Origin of the sequence: Caballeronia sp. GAFFF2, assembly GCF_023631485.1 — a bacterium.
Taxonomy (GTDB): domain Bacteria; phylum Pseudomonadota; class Gammaproteobacteria; order Burkholderiales; family Burkholderiaceae; genus Caballeronia.
Genome location: NZ_JALQDA010000028.1, coordinates 72,862 through 91,638, shown reverse-complemented (window position 1 = coordinate 91,638; position 18,777 = coordinate 72,862). Strand labels below are relative to the sequence as shown.

Here is an 18,777-nt window from a genome sequence, read left to right as displayed (position 1 = left end):
TGGTCGATTTGGAATTGATGAACGCAGGTTCAGGCAGCATCCGCGCCTTGCTCGCGGCGGTTGGCGGCACGCCATGTCGCGCCGCGATTGCGGCCGGTAGCGATGGAAAAGGTGAGGGGTGCGCGAAGCGTCACGCGTTGCGCGGTCGCGAGTGCGCGTTCGGCGTCCTGCGCGCTTGCGACGAACGCGAAGCCGACCGGTCCCCAAGACGTCTGCCCGATGCCGGCCTTCTGCTCGGCGGCGACGGCTTCGAGCGCGCGCGCCACGGCGGGGCTTGCGAACACGCCGCCTTGCACGGGCGCGAAGTATTCGCCGATGGTCTGCTGCAAGTCGCTGATGGCGTCGGCGAAGGTGTCGAAGTCGCTTTCGGCGGCGGCGGGCAGGATGCGCATCAGCGCGAGATGACTGAGATGCGCGGCGAGTGTTTCAGGGAAGGGATCGAGTGCGGCAAGTCCGCGCCTTTCTTCGTCACCGTGCAGACCTTCGCGCGAGGTGTCGTCGATCAGAAGCACGCGCCAGTCATCGGGGAAGGCCTGGCGCGAGATCAGCGGCGGCAACGTATTCGCGGATGCGTGGCGCACGTCGCGGCCGCCGTCGAGAATGAGGCCGCCGTGATCGAAGCCATGAATGCCGATGCCGGAGCGCGCGCCCCGTTTGAGTATGCGCGCGATGTCCGTGGTGTTTGTTCCGTTGTGACCGGTTGCTCGTGCGAAGGCGGTGCCGAGCGTCAGGGCGAGCTGCGTGCCCGAGCCGAGGCCCGTATGCGAGCGCGGTGCTTCGTGTACGTCTATATCGACGGCACGCGGTTCATTGAGCGCCGCCTGCAATTGCTGAAGGTAATGAGCGATACGCTCTTTCTGCGCTTCCGTGACATGGCCTTCTATCTGCGCCGTCTGCTGCCGCGTGCCATGAGCGATGCGCGCGGTGAGACGCGTGCCGTGTCCTTCTATCGCGAGCCCGAGGCTGCCGAAGGCGCGGCCTGAGGAGCCGTTCGGATCGAGGAAGCCGAGATGCAGGCGCGCGGGTGCTTCGACCGTGATCGCCGGTAAAGGCGATAAGCGTCGGGGTGAGTTTGGCATCGCGGCTCGTGTTCCTTCAGGGGGTTTTGGGCTTCCCTGTTAGGCAAAAGTTATACCAAGACTGCACGCGCCGCGTGGCCGGGCTAGTCGTACTTGATATAGCGGAAGCGTTGATCGTCGGATGGCGTGCCGTCGAGCGGACCGTCTTCCTTGCCTGGCTGCCACTGCACCACGTCTTCGATACGCGTGGCGAGCGCGAAGTCCTTGTCGGTAATGCCCTTCGCCGAATGCGTCTTGAGCTTGACCACGACGAACGCATAAGAGACGGTCAGGTCGGGATGATGCCAGGCCGCTTCGGCAAGATGCCCGACCGTATTGACGACCATGAGCGTGCCCTTCCAGCTCTCGGTCTTGAACTTGCGCCTGAGCCATCCGTCCTCGAGATACCAATGCGCGAGCGGACCCGTAAGCCGTTCCCGCACCTCTTCATCCGAGTAGACCTTCTCTGCTTGAGCCATGACGTTGCCTCCTTATGGAAAACACCGAGTATGCGCCGCGTGCGTTGATCGTGAAGCGGCGCTGCGCAATGCTGCGACGCGTCATGTGACACCTGAGCAAGCGTTGCTGTTCCATCACATGAAGCCTTTCGCGTATTTGACACAGTATGTGTCGCACGCCGCCATTCGCACGCCACAAAACAAGCGTTCGCAAACCGGCATGGAATATGCAAATGCCCGGTCACGCAAGATCCCGGCAATGTACCGGGGCACAAGCGAATCTCGTTACCTGCATTCAGAAGGCGCGCACGATGCAAACGGTAGCGTGGTCATTCCCGGGTCGGAGGCATCATCATTCTGGAGGAGACATGAACTTACGCACCCTGGTTCTTGGACTGGCGGTGGTCGCAACGGCAGGCCTCAATTCGTACGTGGCGCAGGCTGATTCGCAACTCGACACCGCAATCAAGAATCCTTCGAACTGGGCGGCGCAAGCGGGCGATTATTCCAATCACCGCTATAGCACGCTCAAGCAAATCAACGAGAACAACGTCGGCAAGCTACAGGTTGCCTGGACCATGTCCACCGGTGTGCTGCGAGGCCATGAAGGCTCGCCGCTCGTCATCGGCGACACGATGTATATCCATTCGCCGTTTCCCAACAAGGTTATCGCCATCAGTCTGAAGGACCAGACGTTCATCTGGCAATACCAGCCGAAGCAAGACAATCAGGTCATCTCGGTGATGTGCTGCGATACGGTCAACCGTGGTCTCGCATATGGCGACGGCAAGATCTTCCTGCAGCAAGCCGACACGAAGCTCGTCGCGCTCGACGCCAAGACCGGCGACGTCGTATGGACCGCGCAAAACGGCGATGCGAAGAAAGGCGAAACCAACACCAACGCGCCGCACGTCTTCGGCGACAAGGTGTTGACGGGCATCTCCGGCGGCGAGTTCGGTGTTCGCGGCCGGCTCATTGCCTACAACATCAAGGACGGCAAGGAAGTCTGGAAGGCCTACAGCACCGGGCCCGACAATGAGATGCTGATGGACCCGCAGCAAACGATGACCTGGACCGACGGCAAGATGGCGCCCATCGGTGCGGACTCGTCGCTCAAGAGCTGGCAGGGCGATCAGTGGAAGTATGGCGGCGGGACCACATGGGGCTGGTATGCATGGGACCCGAAGCTCAACCTTGTCTACTACGGTACAGGCAACCCCGGCACGTGGAACCCGACGCAACGACCCGGCGACAACAAATGGTCGATGTCGATCTTCGCGCGCGACCTGAATACCGGCAAGGCGAAGTGGGTCTATCAAATGACGCCTCACGACGAGTGGGACTATGACGGCGTCAACGAAATGATCCTGTCGGACCTGAACATCAACGGCAAGAAGACGCCGGCGATCGTTCACTTCGACCGTAACGGTTTCGGCTATACGCTCAATCGAGAAAGCGGCGAACTGCTCGTGGCGCAGAAGTACGACCCGGCGGTGAACTGGGCCAATAGCGTCGATCTGAAGAGCGGCCTGCCGATTCGTAACGCCAGCTACTCCACGCAGGCAGCCGGTCCCGATCACAACGTCAAGGGCATCTGCCCGGCGGCGTTGGGCTCGAAAGACCAGCAACCCGCCGCATTCGATCCGAATTCGAGCCTGTTCCTCGTGCCGACGAACCACGTCTGCATGGACTACGAGCCGTTCCAGGTCGACTACGTGTCGGGTCAGCCGTTCGTCGGCGCCACGCTCTCGATGTTCCCTGGTCCGAACGAGAACGGCGCGATGGGTAACTTCATCGCGTGGGATGCGTCGAAGGGCAAGATCGCATGGTCCAAGACGGAGAAGTTCTCGGTGTGGTCCGGCGCGCTCGCAACCGCAGGCGGCGTGGCGTTCTACGGCACGCTCGAAGGCTACATCAAGGCCGTGCGTATCAAGGACGGCAAGGAACTGTGGAAGTTCAAGACGCCGTCCGGGATCATCGGCAACGTGTTCACCTATCAATACCAAGGCAAGCAGTTCATCGGCGTGTATTCGGGCATCGGCGGCTGGGCCGGCATCGGCATGGCAGCGGGACTCGAAAAGTCGGCGGAAGGCCTGGGCGCGGTGGGCGGCTATCGTGAGCTTGCAAAGTACACGGCACTCGGCGGCACGCTCTTCGTGTTTGCCATTCCGGGCAGCGCGGGCTGATTACGTATCAGCCGTTTCGTTAGCCTGCAACTAGTTCGATTCGAAGCGTAATGACGCGCGGCGGTCAGGGAGTCCGCCGCGCGCGAACACCCCACATACGAGATATTCAAGGAGACAAGCGAATGAAAGGCCGATCACTCTTGCTGCTGTCGATTGCGCTCGCGGCGTCCAGCGCTTCGTTTGCCCAGACGAGTCCGGGACAAATGAAGCCCGTGGCGTACAAGGTCGTCGATGGCAACAAGGTCGATGCCGATACGCTGCAAGGATGGCGTACCTGGCGCGCGCTCGCGTGCGAACGTTGTCACGGGGCGAAGCAGGAGGGTCTCGTCGGCCCGTCGCTCGTCGATGCTTTCAAGACGCTGGACAAGAACGAGTTTCATCGCACCGTGTTTGGCGGACGCGTGGATAAGGGTATGCCCGATTTCAGCGCGAGCCAGATGATGCAGAAAAACTGGGAGAATCTCTTTGCGTATCTGAAGGGACGCTCAGACGGCAAGATCAATCCGGGCGATTTACAAGCGCTCGATGCGAAGTGATTGCGTTCGTTGCTTGTCCGATGTTGCATGAAGTTGCATTTGAACCCGGAGGTATCGATGTCAGATCGTAATGGAAGCCGCGCCGCTTCGTTCCGATTCCCGGCCGTATCGAACACGGTATGCGCGGCGTTGCTCGCGTTCACGGCGCAAACGGTCTTCGCGCAGGGCGCGGGTACACCGCCGCCGAACTTGCCTAACAACGACGGCGCGGACGGCGTGCTGCGCGTGTGCGCGGATCCGAACAACATGCCTTTGTCGAATCAGAAGGGCGAAGGCTTCGAGAACAAGATCGCAAGCCAGATGGCAAGCGACTTCGGCTACAAGCTCGAATACACGTTTTATCCTCAACGCATGGGATTCGTGCGCAATACGCTGCGCGACAAGGCACCGAGCACGGATCAGTTCAAGTGCGATCTGATTATCGGCGTGCCCAAAGGTTATGAACTCACCGCGACCACGCGCCCTTATCTGCACTCGACCTATGCCATGGTGTTCCCGAACCGGCCGGAGTACGCGAGCATCAAGTCGCCGGCCGATCTCATGAATCTGCCGCCGGATCAGTTGAAGAAGATGAAGCTCGGCATCTTCGTGAAGAGTCCCGCGACTGACTGGCTGTTGCAACACAATCTGATCGAACAGGCGGTGTCGTATCAGGGGCAAAGCGGCGATCCCGATGCCTTTCCCGGCGAGATGATCGAGCATGATCTGTCGCAAGGCAATGTCGATGCCGCTTTCGTCTGGGGCCCGATTGCAGGCTATTTCGTGAAGCTCTCGGATAACAAGGCGCGCCTCGTGCCGTTCGCACCGCAACCCGGCATTCGCTTCGATTATGAAATTTCGATGGGCGTGCGTTACGGCGAAAAAGCATGGCGCGACAAGGTGGATAACTGGATTGCGTCGAACCAGCCGAAGATCGATCAGATACTGACGAGCTATCAGGTCCCGTTGCTGCCGCTGCAGCCGCTGCAGCCGGCCTCCACGCAATGAGGTTTGACATTCGAGGTATTGCCCTCGCCTGCGCGCTTGGCGGCTTCATCTCTCTGATGCCGCCGGCCTCGTTCGCGGCGGATACACCGCCTGCTTCCGCGCCTGCCACCGAGATTGCGCCAGCCGAACGCTTGCTGTTCATGGAGCCGCATCTGGATGGCGTGGATCAGCAAACCGAGCTCGACTATGCGGTGGATTTTTCCGGGCCGCCAACGAAGGTCAAGGACACGGTCCGCGTGCTCGTGGTAAGCAAGGGCAACACGAAGAACGATGCGCGTGTGTCCGATCGCACGGGCAATGTGGACGTGCCAGGGGGGCTGCCGTGCAATCCGGTGATCATCTATTTCCTGGAGCATGACATCACGGAGATGCAGGAGTTGACGGGCGGCCAGCGTCGCTACTTTCAGCAGCGAGTGAGACTGGCGCTTGCGGCAAACCCGGCGATTACGCCTGTTTCCGGCGAGGCGCTCGGGCTGGCCAGGAACGTGAAAGCGAAGCAGATCGTCATTCAACCCTTCCTCAACGATCCCAATGCGGAACGTCTGCAGCAATACACGAACAAGCGCTACACCTTCGTCGTTGCCGATGATGTTCCCGGACACGTCGTCTTGATTCGCACCGAAGTGCCGGGCGCGGGGAACGACTTCGCGCATCCGCTGCAGAAGGAAACGGTCGCTTATTCGGGCGCGCTCAAGAACATGGCTACACCGGGAGGAAAAGTCGGCAACGCGCCACGGGCCAGTCGTTGAGGTGGATTGCACGAGCGCCGAGGCAAACCGCTAAATCGTTCAGGAACGCCTCACGGATACGCCGCTGTGAACTTCATCCGCTCTCTCACCTTGCGCCAGTTGCAGATCTTCGTGATAGCGACGCGCTGTCCGAGCTTCGCACGTGCAGCGGAGGAACTGCATCTGACGCAGCCCGCGGTATCCATGCAGATCAGGCAACTGGAAGAGGCGGTCGGCTTGCCGCTCTTCGAACGCGTGGCGCGGCGTCTCTCGCTGACGGAAGCGGGCGAACGCCTCTCGCATCATGCAAGCAGAATTCTCGGTGAGATCAAGGACGCCGAAGACGCGATGATGTCGCTTACGCAAGCCGACAGCGGATCGATTGCGGTGAGTATCGTGAGTTCCGCGACTTACTTCGCGCCCAAGTTGCTCGCGCTGTATTCGCAGCAGTTTCCCAAGGTCGATGTGCGTTTTTCGGTCGGTAATCGCGAGACCTTGTTGAGGCTCCTGCAGGACAACGCGACCGACCTTGCCATCATGGGCCGCCCGCCGCCCGAACTTGGCACGACTGCAGAGCCGCTCGCTTACCATCCGCATGTGATCATCGCGCCGCTTTCGCATCCGCTGAAAACTGCGCGACGCTTCGATTTGCAGGAGCTTGCCAACGATACTTTCCTCCTGCGCGAATCTGGTTCCGGCACACGTGCCGTTGCCGAGCATGTGTTTAGGCAGAACCTCTTCACGCCATCGCGCAGCGTCACGCTCGGCAGCAACGAGACCATTAAGCAGGCCGTGATGGCGGGCATGGGCGTGAGCCTCATTTCGTTGCATACCTTGGGGCTCGAATTGCGCACGGGTGAGATCGCCGTGCTCGACGTGAATGGCACGCCCGTCGAACGTACATGGCAACTCGTGCATTCGCGCTCGAAGCAACTCTCGCCGACGTGCCTTGCGTTTCGGCGCTTTCTTCTCGAACACGCCGAGCCTTTCCTCGAGCGCGAGTACGAACAGTTCGGCCTGCGCCGAACAAAACGTCTCGCCGATGCGGACAAGGTCCGATGAGCGCTGCTTTACGCTTCGCCGCGTTCCTTGTGCTGTGCGCGGCATCGGCGCTTGCGTTTGCAGAGGCCTCGCTTACGGTGAAGGAACTCGCGCCGGGGAACTACGTGCATCGCGGACACGACGAGCTTGCCACGCCTGCGAACGGCGGCGATATTGCGAACGTCGGCTTCATCGTCGGCGAGCGTTGTGTGGCTGTGGTCGATACCGGCGGCACGCTCGCAGAAGGGCGCGCATTGCGCGCGGCGGTGCGCAGGGTGACGCCCTTGCCCGTCTGCTACGTGATCAATACGCACATGCACCCGGATCATATCTTCGGGAATGCGGCCTTCAAGGACGACCATCCGCAATACGTGGGCAGCGCCAAGCTTGCGCAGGCGGAGGCATTGCGCGCGGAGAACTACCTGCGTGCGCTGAAACGCGAACTGGGCGATGAAGCGACCGGCAGCGAAATCATTGCACCGACGATGACGATAGACGGCACGTCCACGCTCGATCTCGGCGGGCGCACGCTCACGCTGCAAACTTGGAAAACAGCGCACACCAACAACGACATGACGGTATACGATGAGAAGAGCGGCACGCTGTGGCTAGGCGACCTGCTTTTCGTGCATTGCATTCCCGTGGTGGATGGCAGCGTGACCGGTTGGCTTGACAATATCGCCCGCATTAAGCAGATGAATCCGCGGCATGTCGTACCCGGTCATGGCGACCTGGACGCGCCGTATCCGCGCTCGCTCGACGACGAGCAACAGTACCTCGCGAATTTGGCGCGCGATGTGCGTGCGGCCATCAAGCGCGGCGAAACGATTCAGCAGGCCGTGGATACCATCGGTCTCGGCGAGCGCGACAAGTGGCGGCTCTACGATGCCTATCACGCGCGCAACGTCACCGCTGTCTATGCTGAACTGGAGTGGGAGCAGTAGCGGCGCACGCCGCGTTGCAGCAAAGGAGGACACCATGAAGACGATCAGGCTTGGCGCACGCGCAGGCTTAGGGTTTGTCGCGGCGCTCACCATGTTTGCGCCTTACGCTTCGCATGCGGCGCAACCCGACGACGATCCAGACAAGGTGGCGCGCTGGCTCGACTTCAAGGAAGGCGCGTTCAAAGGGCGGCCGATCGACACGAAAGGCGATGCCGTCATCAAGTTCGATGCACCCAAACGCGCCGCCGATGCCGCCGTCGTACCCATTGCGATCAGCGCGCAGTTTCCGCAGACGAGCACGCATTACATCAAGAAGATTTATCTCTTCATCGACGAAAATCCCGAGCCCTACGCCGGTTCTTTCGAGTTCACGCCAGACTCCGGACTTGCCAGCATCGAGACACGGGTGCGGGTAGAGGATTACACGTTCATGCGTGCCATCGCCGAAACGAACGATGGACATCTGTATAGCGCGGTGCGTTTCATCAAGGCATCGGGTGGTTGCTCCGCGCCTGCGGGCAAGGACGAAGACGCGGCCGAACGCGCGGCGGGTCAGGTACGTTTGCAGGCGGAAGGCGCCCCTATTGCGGGCAAGCCCGAACTCGCGCAATTGATGGTGCGCCATCCTAATCGCACCGGCATGGCGATGGATCAGGTCACGCGCAACTATGCGACCGCGTACTTCGTGCGCAAGGTTGCCGTGACTTATGGCGGCAAGCCCGTGATGACCGCCAACGTGAATTTCTCGATCAGCGAGAACCCCAACTTCCGCTTCTATTTTCTGCCGACGGAAAACGGTGAATTGAAGGTCGCTATTGAAGACACGAAGAACAAGCGGTTCGACGGCGAGGTTGCGATCACGACGCAATCGGGCACGCAAACCTCGGCCATGAAATGATGGGGCGCGGCTTGCGTGCGCTCATCGGTGCGTTGTTCCTCGCATTTTGCGCCGTCGTTCATGCGGCGATGAGCGGCATGCCCGCGCCCGTCGCAGTGGCGCCGGGCGTGTATGCGTTTATCGGTGACGGCGATGCTGTCGCGCCCGCGAATCACGGCATGGTCGCGAACAACGGCTTTATCGTGGGACCGAGCGGCGTGACGGTAATCGATACGGGAGCTTCGTACCGCTACGGACGCGCGATGATCGAAGCCATTCGCAAAGTCACGCCGCTACCCGTCACGCTCGTGATCATCACGCATCAAGGACCGGAGTTCGTTTTTGGCGCGGCGGCGTTCCGCGATCAGGGCGTGCCGATTCTCGCGCATTACCGCACGGCTCAGTTGATCCGGGAACGTTGCCCAATCTGTCTCGCGAACCTGCGAAAGACCCTCGGTGAAGACGAGATGGCAGGCTCGCGCGTCACGGTTCCCGACCGAACGGTGGAAGGCACCACGGAAGTCGTGAATGGCGATCGCAAGCTGCAATTGCTGCACTTCGGACCGGCAAGCACGCCAGGCGATCTGGCCGTGCTCGATACGCAAAGCGGCGTGTTGTTCGCGGGTAGTCTGATCTCGAACGGGCGCATCCCCGAACTGCGCAACGAGGACATTCATGGCTGGCTCGCGGCGCTGGAGAATCTGCGCGGACTCGAATCGAAGACTATCGTTCCGGCGTTCGGACCGCCGTTGAGCAACGACGACATCATGCAGACAGGCCTTTATCTGCGCGAACTCGACAGCGCGGTCAGACGCGCATATCGGAGCGGCATGGGACTGACCGAGGCCATGCATACCGTCGACTTGCCCGCCTTTCGCGGCTACAAGCTCTATGGCATAGCGCAGCCGCAGAACGTGCAACGTATTTATCTACAGTTGGAGAAGCAGTAACGCACTGTTGTTCATGACAAACACTCGGGAGACAAGACGATGGCCCAGCTCGTTGCGCTTTACAAGAATCCGTCCGATACGAAGGCATTCGACGACTACTACGCCTCCACGCACGCGCCGCTGGCGAAGACGTTGCCGGGCCTAAAGAGTTACCAGATCAGCACGGGGCCGGTTGCTACCGCGCAAGGCGAGTCGCCGTATTACCTAGTCGCGCTGCTCGAATTCGAATCGCTCGAAGCGATCGAGTCCGCGCTCGGGTCGCCTGAAGGCCAGAAGACCGCTGGCGATTTGGCGAATTTCGCGCAGGCGGGCGTCGAGCTGCTGATGTTCGACACGAAAGACGCCTGATAGCACGGTTGTTTTTCCGCATACGAAAAAGCCGGCGCTTCGCCGGCTTTTTCGTTGGACGACGGTTCTAGCAGGTTTTGTATCCATCGATATATAATTCGTTCTGTGGCGCCCGATATAAAAAGTGACGCAACCATGGAATGGAGCCTGCATCATGGCGCGACCGCGCAATTTCGACGAAGACGATGTGCTGAACACCATAGCCGAAGCGTTCTGGACGCACGGCTATGAGGGTACGTCCACCCGTGACCTCGTGCAACTGACGGGTCTCACGCAACCGAGCCTTTACAACGCGTTCGGCGACAAGCGCGCGCTCTTTTTGCGCGCGCTCGATCACTATCTCGAACATACGTTGCGCGAGCGTATCGAGCGTCTCGAAGCCTCTTGCACGCCTGCGCACGCCGTTGCGGGCTTCTTTCGCGAGATCGTCGAGCGCTCGGTATCGGATGAACGCCGGCGCGGCTGCATGCTGGTCAATGCCGCGCTCGCGGCGCCGCTCGAGGACGAGGCGTTTCACGAACTCATCGCGAAGGAAGTCGAGTTGTTACGCGGCTTCTTCGAGCGCTGTCTTTCCGCCGCGTTCAAAAGCGGCGAGATCGAACGCATGATGTCCGCAACCGATGCCGCCACGAGTCTGCTCGCCGTGCTTCTCGGCGTGCGCGTGCTGGCGCGTATCGATCCTCAGCCGAAGCTGCTCGTGGCGGCTGTCGCTCCCACGCTCATGCTGCTGAAACTTCCGCCAATGCGTGCGAAGTTCGCCACACGTTAGAACACACGTCACGCCATTCGCTCCGGGAGTCAACATCATGCAGGATCAAGCGTCGGCCTTACGCGCCGGTCAATCGGATTCACTCGACATGCGTTCCATCTACGCCATGCTCTCGGGCTTCTGCGCGAGTCTCGTCGCAATAGGTCTCGCGCGCTTCGCTTATACGCCGCTCATTCCACCGCTTATCGAAGCGCATTGGTTCACGTCGTCGCAAGCCGTGACGTTGGGTGCAGCCAATTTCGCGGGCTATCTCGCGGGCGCGTTGTTCGGCAGGGCCATGGCATCGACGCTCGGCAACCGGCTCGCGTTGCGCCTCTTGATGGCCATTGCCACGGCCGCGTTTTTCGCATGCGCGTTTCCGTTGTCGATTGCCTGGTTCTTCGGCTGGCGCTTTCTTTCGGGACTTTCGGGCGGCGCGATCATGGTGCTCGTCGCAACCACGATCCTTCCGCATATCGCGCCCGCACGGCGCGGCTTTGCAAGCGGCATGATCTTCTTCGGGCTGGGCTTCGGCATCGCGGCATCGGGCACGCTCATTCCGCGGCTGCTGCATTACGGCTTGCAGGCGACGTGGATCGGACTCGGCGTGTTCTCGCTTGTGTTGACGGTTGTCGCTTGGTTCGGCTGGCCATCGACGAATCCTCCCGTGCCTGCCGTGACCAGGGAGGCGCATGGCGCGCGTCATGACGGCACGCGTCTGCGCCTGCTTTACGCGCAATACGCGGCGAACGCACTGGGTCTCGTGCCCGCGATGATTCTGCTCGTGGACTATATCGCGCGAGGGATCGGACGCGGCGCCGGCGTCGGTGCGAGCTATTGGGTGCTGTATGGCGTGGCGGCTATCTTCGGGCCGCTCATCTGCGGAAATCTGGGCGACCGGATCGGCTTTGGCCGCGCGTACCGCTACGCGTTGATCGTGCAGGCGGCTGCAGCCGCGCTGCTCGCGATGTCGGGCCATGCCTATGTGATCGGCCTTGCGACCGTGATTCTCGGGCTCTTCACGCCCGGTATCGTGCCGCTTGCACTGGGCCGCGTGCATGAATTGCTGCCGCACGATCACGCGGAGCAGCGCGCCTCATGGAGTCGCGCGACTTCGGCGTTCGCGCTCTTTCAGGCGGTCGGCGGCTATGGCTACTCGTTTCTCTTCTCGCATACGCATAACAACTACGCGCTGATCTTCGCATGCGGCGCGCTGGCATTGACTGCCGCATTCGTCGCCGATCTGTTCGTGAATCGTGACTAACGCGATGGGCCCGTGTCGTCCGATTCCATGTCGGGGTCGGATATGCGCAAGTCCTGGCGTCTGTGATTGATGACGATGAATACGCTCATCAGAATCAGAAAGCTGGCGACTAGCATGGCCGAGTTGAAGAACACGCGCTCGTAACCGAGTTCCGCCACGTTGATGAACCAGTAGGGATAGAAGTCGGATGCACTGCCGCGCCATAACGTAATGAAGAGATAGCAGAGCGGATAGACGAGCCATAAGGCGCAGCGCCGCAATGACAGATGAAAGCGCGGCACGAAGAGCACCCAGTAAAGCGCAGCGAGCGCGGGCACGACCGTATGCAGCGATTCATTGACGAGCGCACGATAACCCGATGGCGTCCATAGCCATCGCAACAACGCGTTATAGGCAATGCCCACGAACACGATATACACGACCACCGCCGTTACCACCGTCGGTTGACGAAAGAAGCGCGCAATGGGCGCGTTCGCGCGTATGGCCACGCAGGTGAAGCATAACGCCGTCAAGAACACCGTGAGGTTGGTGAGATAACTGGTGGTACGCGCAATGCCGTCGATCACGGTAAAGCCGCGTCCGACCATGCGCGCGATGGTGATATCCGTCTGCGCCGCCAGCGCGAGCCACGCAATCATGGCGATGGCGGCCGCCACGCCGAGCGATGCGGTGCTGGGCGTGTGCAGCGGCAGGTCGTGTTCGGGTGCGCGCGACGGCGTGCTCGAGGATTGTGAAGACGAGTCGGTCATGCACCCATTTTATCGACGCGCGCCGGCCCTTGCAGCGTTGCAAAAAGCACGGCCGCCTGCCATGTTCGTTGAAAACGGCAGGCGGCTCGTTCGTCGCTCGATTTCAATGATCCGCTAGCTTCCCGGAAATCGAACGCACCGCGAATGCGCCGATCACCATGAACACTGCAACCGCATAAAGTCCGATGCTGTTGTTATGCGTCGTGACATTGAGCCACCCGACCATATACGGCGACACGAAACCCGCGAGATTGCCTACGCAATTGATTCCTGCAATGCCCGCCGCCGCCGAGGTTCCCGCAAGAAACGCAGCCGGAATGCCCCAGAACAGCGACAGCGCGGACAAGATTCCAGCGGCCGCCACACTCAACGCAATGACCGCAAGCACGGGTTGCTGTCCCACGTATCCGCTTGCCGCAAAGCCTATTGCACCGATCACGAGCGCAATGGAAAAGTGCATGCGCCGGGAGCGGAACTTGTCGGCGCTGATGCCCGTGAGAATGATCGCGGGAATCGCGACGATATACGGAATCGCCGAGAGCCAGCCGATCACTTCGACGTTCTTGAGCCCTGTGTCCTTGATGATCGACGGCAGCCAGAAGCTGATGCCATAGAGGCCGATGATCTGGCAGAAGTACACGCCGGCAAGCTTCCAGATGTTGCGGTCGGAAAGGAACGCGCGGGCGTCGTGGTGCGCGGTCTTGTCGCCTTCCTCGCGCTCGACTGCTTGCGTCACGAGACGCTTCTCGTCGTCGGTGAGCCAGCGTGCCTTGCTTGGCTTGTCGACCATCATGAAGAGCACGGCGAAACCCACGATAAACGCTGGAATTGCTTCGATGAGGAACAGCCATTGCCACGCCGACATCACGGCCGAATGCTTGAACGCGGTCAGTATCCAGCCCGACAACGGACCCCCCACGATGCCGGCAAGCGGAATGGCGATGTAGTACACACCATAGGCGAAGCCGCGTTTTCTCGCCGGGAACCAGTACGTCAGATATAGCATGATGCCCGGTGAGAAACCCGCTTCCGCGATGCCGAGAAAGAAGCGCACGAGATAGAACTGGAACGGCGTCTTGACCACGAGCGTGAGCGCCGAAACGATCGCCCACGTGATCATGATGCGCGCAATCCAGCGCCGCGCGCCCACGCGATGCAGGATGAGATTGCTGGGCACCTCGAAGATGAAGTAGCCGATAAAGAAGATACCGGCACCGAGGCCATACACCGCATCCGAAAAGCCGAGATCGGAAAGCATCTGCAGCTTCGCGAAGCCCACGTTGACGCGGTCCAGATAGTTGCAGAGATAGCAGAGCACGATGAACGGCATGATGCGCCACGTGATCTTGCGGTAGACGTCCGCACTGCCTGCTTGCGTAACGCCGAGAGTTTCGCTGATTTGGCTCATGTCTCCTCCGTCGCCCTTTGCCGGGCGTTTAGAGATGGCGAACGCCCGGACCATGAGATGGACCGGGCGTGCCGCGGATCAAAATGTCTTCATCGATGAACTAGCTCGCGAGCTTTTGCGCCGGTAGTTCAAGCTTCATCTCGGCGCGAAAGAATTCTTCCATCTCGCGTCGTACCCGCACGGCTTCCTTGCTTGCGTCGAATGCCACATCGCTCCAGCGCACGGGTTGTCCCGCAGGCACGGCGCGTTGCAGCACCATGTTGTGCGCAAGGCCGATAGGCAACGCACCCAGCAGCAACGAGTCCGCAGCGGGCATCAGTTTGCCGTACACGGTGTGGCCGCCTTCGCCGTCGAGCCGCTCGCCCGCGCGCAGATCGCGCTTCGCGGTGGCGGCGACATCGCCATGAAAGCCAGTTGTCGCGCCGGTTGCTTCGCCACGCACGGCGATGCTCGCGATCGACTGGCCCAGTTCCAGGCCGATCAGGTGATACGGCTTGTACATGGCGGCGAAGCGACCCGTGCTGTCGGTCTTGAGACCGTACTGCGAGAAGCAGTCGCGCACGTAGTCCGTGGAGGCTTCGATGACGACGTAGACGCCCCAGCGCAGATCGCGGAACACGGGGCGCCCATCGCGTTCCAGCGACGACACTACTTCCACGCTACCGCGATGCGGCAGGATTCCGCCTTCCGATGCGGGACGCAGCACGCTTGGCAGATCGTCCACGCCGCACGCGGGGAACGCGAGGCCGTCGGCGGGCGGACGCAGATCGCATCCGTTGGAAACAGCGGCCATCTCGAGCGCGGACTTGGTGCCGTCGAGAAACGAGTTGAACATCTGCGCGTTGAAGTCGCCGGAGCCGACCTGTTCCTCGGTGAAGCCGTAATGGCCCCACACGGTATCGGGCGTCGACTGATGGTAGATCGGCAGATACTTCGTGCCCTTGCCCGCGCAGATCACATCGAAGCCGATGGTGCGTGCCCAGTCCACGAGTTCCGCGATGAGCGCGGGCTGATCGCCCGAAGCCATCGAATAGATGATGCCCGCCTCTTGTGCGCGGCGTGCGAGCAGCGGGCCTGCGAGCACATCGGCTTCCACGTTCACCATGACGATGTGCTTGCGATGCTTGCAGCACAGCAGCGCGTGATGAATGCCCGCGGCGGGGCTGCCCGTTGCGTCGATCACGATATCGACATGGTCGCTTGCGATCATGGCATCGGCGTCGTCGGTGATATAGGTCGAGCCGTTGCCGATGGCTTCGTTCCACGATGCCGCCGAATAACGCGCCTCATCCCAGCCCACACGTTTGAGCGCGGCACGCGCGCGCTCGGGCGAGAGATCGGCCACGCCGGTGAGATGAATGCCGGGCGTGCGCGGCGCTTGCGAGAGATACATCGAACCGAATTTGCCCGCACCGATCAGGCCGACCTTGACCGGCTTGCCTTCCTGCGCGCGCGCCTTGAGTTTCGCAATGAGCGACATGCTGTTTGTCTCCATTCAGGCTTTAGTGTCGTGACGATCGAGCCGCATCGTCTGCTCCGCATTCGCAGAGTTGAAGAAAAGATAGCAGCGTGTTTCTTGCAATAGAATGGGCAAATCGGCAATCGCTCTGTGCAGAAATCCTCATGCGTGGTTTCGACTGGGACGACATTCAGGCATTTCTCGCCATTTCGCGCGCGGGCAGGCTCACCGTGGCCGCGCAGCAAATGGGCGTGGATCATTCGACCCTGAGCCGGCGTGTGGCCGCGCTTGAAACCGCACTCGGTGTGCGACTGTTCGACCGCAGTTCCCTAGGGTTTGTGCTGACCCCCGAAGGCGAACGCGTACTAAGCGATGCGGAAGGCATGGAGAGCCTTGCATTGCACATGCGGCATCGTCTCGAAGATGCGTCCATTGGTCTGACGGGAAGCGTGCGCATCGGCACGCCGGAAGGCTTCGGTACTTACTTTCTCGCGCCGCGTATTTCCAAGCTCTCGGCCATGCATCCGCAACTCGAGATCGAATTGATCGCGAATCCGCGCATGTTCAGTCTTTCGAAGCGCGAAGCCGATCTCGCTGTCAGCATGACGCGGCCAGCGCAAGGGCGCGTCTATGCGCACAAGCTCACGGACTATGCGCTGGGCGTCTATGCCGCGCGCGAATATCTCGCGACACATGCGGCAATCGTCACGCGTCGCGATCTGCTCACGCATCCGTGGGTCGGCTATGTCGAGGATCAGATGTGGTCCGCTGAACTGAACTATCTGCCGCAGGTATCGAGCACGCTCACGCCGACCATTCGCATCTCCAACGTGATCAGTCAGACGGCCGCCGTCGCGGGCGGCGTGGGTCTCGGCGTGCTGCCGTGTTTCATGGCGCGCAGGGAACCGAACCTGGTGCGGCTTTTTGCGGATCAAATTGCGCTGAGTCGTTCTTACTGGCTCGTGACGCTTGCCGAAACGCGCGATGTCGCACGCGTCAAACTGCTTGCGGATTTCATTCGCACCGAGTGCCAAGGCACGTGGTTTCTCGAAGAATAAACTCCCGGCCGCACGCGCCAGGTGATGTATTCATCTAGACGTCTCATCAGCGTCACTTTCTCGTCATGTTGCCTTTCTAGAATTTGCCCAACGTTACAGCGGCAGACGAGGAAAGCCATGGACGCAATTCGTATCGAGCGTCTCACCAAGACGTTTCGCAATGGCCGCAAGGCGCTTGATGCCGTCGATCTGCGCGTGGAAGAGGGCGAAATGGTCGCGCTCATCGGTGCGTCGGGCTCGGGCAAATCGACGCTCTTGCGCCATATCGCGGGCTTTATCGCATCGGATGCGGCGCCCTCGCATGTGACGCTGCTCGGCAGGCCGATTCAGCAGAACGGCAAGATCGTGCGTGAAGTGCGCGCCATTCGTCGCGACGTCGCCTTCGTGTTTCAGCAGTTCAATCTGGTGGGACGTCTTTCGGTAATCACCAACGTACTCATCGGCGCGCTTACGCGTGTGTCGCTATGGCGGCGTCTCTCAGGGCGTTTTCCGCGCGACGAACGCGCGCTGGCGATGGACTCGCTTACCGCGATGGGTATTGGCGAACATGCGCTCGAACGCGCGAGCAACCTGTCGGGCGGACAGCAGCAACGTGCGGCGCTCGCGCGTGCACTCGTGCAGCGTGCGCGCATCGTGCTCGCGGATGAACCAATTGCCTCGCTAGATCCCGAATCTGCGCGGCGCGTGATGGAGCTCATGCAGTCGCTAAATCGCGATCACAGACTCACGGTGATCGTGTCGCTGCATCAGATCGACATAGCGATAAAGTACTGCACGCGCACGGTTGCCTTGCGCGATGGCCGCGTGGTCTACGACGGCGCATCCGCGAAGCTCACGCCCATGCTGTTGCGCGAACTGTACGGCGCGGCCGCCGCTGAATTGCTGGCCGATCACGACGAGCGTGAACATCTCTCCGCGATTTTTGCCTCTGTCGCCACATCCTGAATCGCAATCAAACTACGGACCGCATCTCCATGAAATCAGCCCGTACCTTCCTGGCCGGCGCGGCACTCGCGTCATGCTTCCTGAACTCGGTGGCCTTTGCCGATACGCTCAGCTTCGGCATCATCTCGACGGATTCTTCGTCGGCGCTCAAGCAACGCTGGCAACCGCTCATCGACGATCTGAACAAACAGACCGGTCTCGATGTGAAGGCGTATTTCGCCACGGACTATGCGGGCATTATCGAAGCAATGCGCTTCAACAAGGTGCAGATCGGCTTCTTCGGCAACGCGTCCGCCATCGAAGCGGTGGACCGCTCCAACGGCGAAGTCTTTGCGAAGGTCAAGTACAAGAGCGGCGAGGCGGGCTACTACTCCGTGCTTATCACGAACGCCAATAGCAAGTGGAAGAGCGTCGATCAGGTGCTGAAGAACAGCCACGATATCAATTTGGGCTTCGGCGATCCGAACTCCACTTCCGGCACGCTGGTGCCTTCATATTATCTCTTCGCGAAGAACGGGCTTTCGGCGAAGACCTCGTTCAAGAGCGTGTTGCCTTCGAGCCATGAAGCCAACATGCTCGCGGTCGTCAACGACAAGATCGATGTCGCGACCAACAACACCGACATGCTCGACACCATCAAGACGCAGCATCCCGAGCTATATCCGAAGGTGCGTGTGCTGTGGAAGTCGCCGCTCATCGCGTCAGACCCGCTCGTGTGGCGTCGCGATCTGCCGCAGACAACGAAGGACAAGCTGCTGAACTTCTTCATTCACTACGGCGAAAAGGACCCGCGCGAACAGTCCGTGATGACGGCGATCTCCGGCTATTCGGGCTTCGCGGCATCGTCCAATGCGCAGCTCGTGCCCATTCGTCAGATGGCGCTCTTTCAGAAGAAGGAACAGGTGCAGAACAACGCTCATCTGGATGACGCCGACAAGAAAGCGCAAATCGCATCGCTCGATCAGCAGTTGTCCGCGCTCGATGGCTCGGCGGCGAAGTGATGAAGCCGCTCGATATCTCGACCTTTGCCGCG

Annotated in this window: 19 protein-coding genes; 14 read left to right on the top strand and 5 right to left on the bottom strand. The window is 60.7% G+C overall.

The window, feature by feature from the left end; all coding sequences use genetic code 11:
• Nucleotides 1-29: 29 nt before the first annotated feature.
• A complete protein-coding gene (locus NCT04_RS20895) occupies nt 30-1,079 on the bottom strand; it encodes a beta-ribofuranosylaminobenzene 5'-phosphate synthase family protein (RefSeq protein ID WP_250467532.1) in 1,050 nt (349 codons plus the stop codon).
• An 83-nt stretch (nt 1,080-1,162) separates the two neighbouring features.
• Nucleotides 1,163-1,537, bottom strand: coding sequence for a 4a-hydroxytetrahydrobiopterin dehydratase (locus tag NCT04_RS20890; protein WP_244828801.1), 375 nt, complete (start codon nt 1,535-1,537; stop codon nt 1,163-1,165).
• A 347-nt stretch (nt 1,538-1,884) separates the two neighbouring features.
• On the opposite strand from NCT04_RS20890, the gene NCT04_RS20885 reads away from it, so the two are divergent.
• The 11 genes from NCT04_RS20885 to NCT04_RS20835 all read left to right on the top strand — a co-directional run bounded on the left by NCT04_RS20885 (nt 1,885) and on the right by NCT04_RS20835 (nt 12,125).
• Nucleotides 1,885-3,702, top strand: coding sequence for a methanol/ethanol family PQQ-dependent dehydrogenase (locus NCT04_RS20885; RefSeq protein WP_244828800.1), 1,818 nt, complete (start codon nt 1,885-1,887; stop codon nt 3,700-3,702).
• Nucleotides 3,703-3,824: 122 nt separating this feature from the next.
• Nucleotides 3,825-4,238: a c-type cytochrome gene (locus NCT04_RS20880; protein WP_244828799.1), complete on the top strand. Its 414-nt coding sequence runs from the start codon at nt 3,825-3,827 to the stop codon at nt 4,236-4,238.
• 57 nt (nt 4,239-4,295) lie between these two features.
• Nucleotides 4,296-5,225, top strand: coding sequence for a substrate-binding domain-containing protein (locus tag NCT04_RS20875; RefSeq protein ID WP_250467531.1), 930 nt, complete (start codon nt 4,296-4,298; stop codon nt 5,223-5,225).
• Entirely contained in the window at nt 5,222-5,974 is a 753-nt protein-coding gene (locus tag NCT04_RS20870; RefSeq protein WP_502800688.1) for a hypothetical protein, read from the top strand. Before NCT04_RS20875 ends, NCT04_RS20870 begins: the two co-directional genes overlap by 4 nt.
• Before the next feature lie 66 nt (nt 5,975-6,040).
• The gene (locus NCT04_RS20865; RefSeq protein ID WP_250467530.1) at nt 6,041-7,015 is read left to right on the top strand and encodes a LysR family transcriptional regulator; all 975 of its coding nucleotides are present in this window, start codon (nt 6,041-6,043) and stop codon (nt 7,013-7,015) included.
• Entirely contained in the window at nt 7,012-7,938 is a 927-nt protein-coding gene (locus NCT04_RS20860) for a quinoprotein relay system zinc metallohydrolase 2 (protein ID WP_250467529.1), read from the top strand. Before NCT04_RS20865 ends, NCT04_RS20860 begins: the two co-directional genes overlap by 4 nt.
• 34 nt (nt 7,939-7,972) lie before the next feature.
• Nucleotides 7,973-8,836: a quinoprotein dehydrogenase-associated SoxYZ-like carrier gene (locus tag NCT04_RS20855; RefSeq protein ID WP_250467528.1), complete on the top strand. Its 864-nt coding sequence runs from the start codon at nt 7,973-7,975 to the stop codon at nt 8,834-8,836.
• Nucleotides 8,837-8,847: 11 nt separating this feature from the next.
• Complete coding sequence (locus tag NCT04_RS20850; protein WP_244828794.1) at nt 8,848-9,765, top strand: MBL fold metallo-hydrolase; 918 nt, start codon at nt 8,848-8,850, stop codon at nt 9,763-9,765.
• A 39-nt stretch (nt 9,766-9,804) separates the two neighbouring features.
• Nucleotides 9,805-10,113 carry an EthD family reductase gene (locus tag NCT04_RS20845; protein ID WP_244828793.1) on the top strand — a complete coding sequence of 103 codons (309 nt, stop codon included), beginning with the start codon at nt 9,805-9,807 and terminating at the stop codon, nt 10,111-10,113.
• Nucleotides 10,114-10,267: 154 nt separating this feature from the next.
• Nucleotides 10,268-10,882 carry a TetR/AcrR family transcriptional regulator gene (locus NCT04_RS20840; protein ID WP_250467527.1) on the top strand — a complete coding sequence of 205 codons (615 nt, stop codon included), beginning with the start codon at nt 10,268-10,270 and terminating at the stop codon, nt 10,880-10,882.
• Nucleotides 10,883-10,919: 37 nt separating this feature from the next.
• On the top strand, nt 10,920-12,125 hold the full coding sequence (locus NCT04_RS20835; RefSeq protein WP_250467526.1) for a YbfB/YjiJ family MFS transporter: 1,206 nt from the start codon (nt 10,920-10,922) through the stop codon (nt 12,123-12,125).
• On the opposite strand, the gene NCT04_RS20830 is transcribed toward NCT04_RS20835, so the two are convergent.
• The 3 genes from NCT04_RS20830 to NCT04_RS20820 all read right to left on the bottom strand — a co-directional run bounded on the left by NCT04_RS20830 (nt 12,122) and on the right by NCT04_RS20820 (nt 15,762).
• Entirely contained in the window at nt 12,122-12,874 is a 753-nt protein-coding gene (locus NCT04_RS20830) for a Pr6Pr family membrane protein (RefSeq protein WP_250467525.1), read from the bottom strand. The genes NCT04_RS20835 and NCT04_RS20830 overlap by 4 nt on opposite strands.
• Nucleotides 12,875-12,977: 103 nt before the next feature.
• The gene (locus NCT04_RS20825; RefSeq protein WP_244828789.1) at nt 12,978-14,282 is read right to left on the bottom strand and encodes an MFS transporter; all 1,305 of its coding nucleotides are present in this window, start codon (nt 14,280-14,282) and stop codon (nt 12,978-12,980) included.
• A gap of 100 nt (nt 14,283-14,382) precedes the next feature.
• Nucleotides 14,383-15,762, bottom strand: coding sequence for an NAD(P)H-dependent oxidoreductase (locus NCT04_RS20820; RefSeq protein ID WP_250467524.1), 1,380 nt, complete (start codon nt 15,760-15,762; stop codon nt 14,383-14,385).
• A 143-nt stretch (nt 15,763-15,905) separates the two neighbouring features.
• Between NCT04_RS20820 and NCT04_RS20815 the strand changes: the two genes are divergently transcribed.
• The 3 genes from NCT04_RS20815 to phnD all read left to right on the top strand — a co-directional run bounded on the left by NCT04_RS20815 (nt 15,906) and on the right by phnD (nt 18,745).
• Complete coding sequence (locus NCT04_RS20815; RefSeq protein ID WP_250467523.1) at nt 15,906-16,799, top strand: LysR family transcriptional regulator; 894 nt, start codon at nt 15,906-15,908, stop codon at nt 16,797-16,799.
• 117 nt (nt 16,800-16,916) lie between these two features.
• Nucleotides 16,917-17,744 (top strand): phosphonate ABC transporter ATP-binding protein, encoded by an 828-nt coding sequence (gene phnC, locus NCT04_RS20810; RefSeq protein WP_250467522.1) that lies wholly within the window; start codon nt 16,917-16,919, stop codon nt 17,742-17,744.
• Between the two features lie 29 nt (nt 17,745-17,773).
• Entirely contained in the window at nt 17,774-18,745 is a 972-nt protein-coding gene (gene phnD, locus NCT04_RS20805) for a phosphonate ABC transporter substrate-binding protein (RefSeq protein ID WP_250467521.1), read from the top strand.
• Nucleotides 18,746-18,777: the final 32 nt, after the last annotated feature.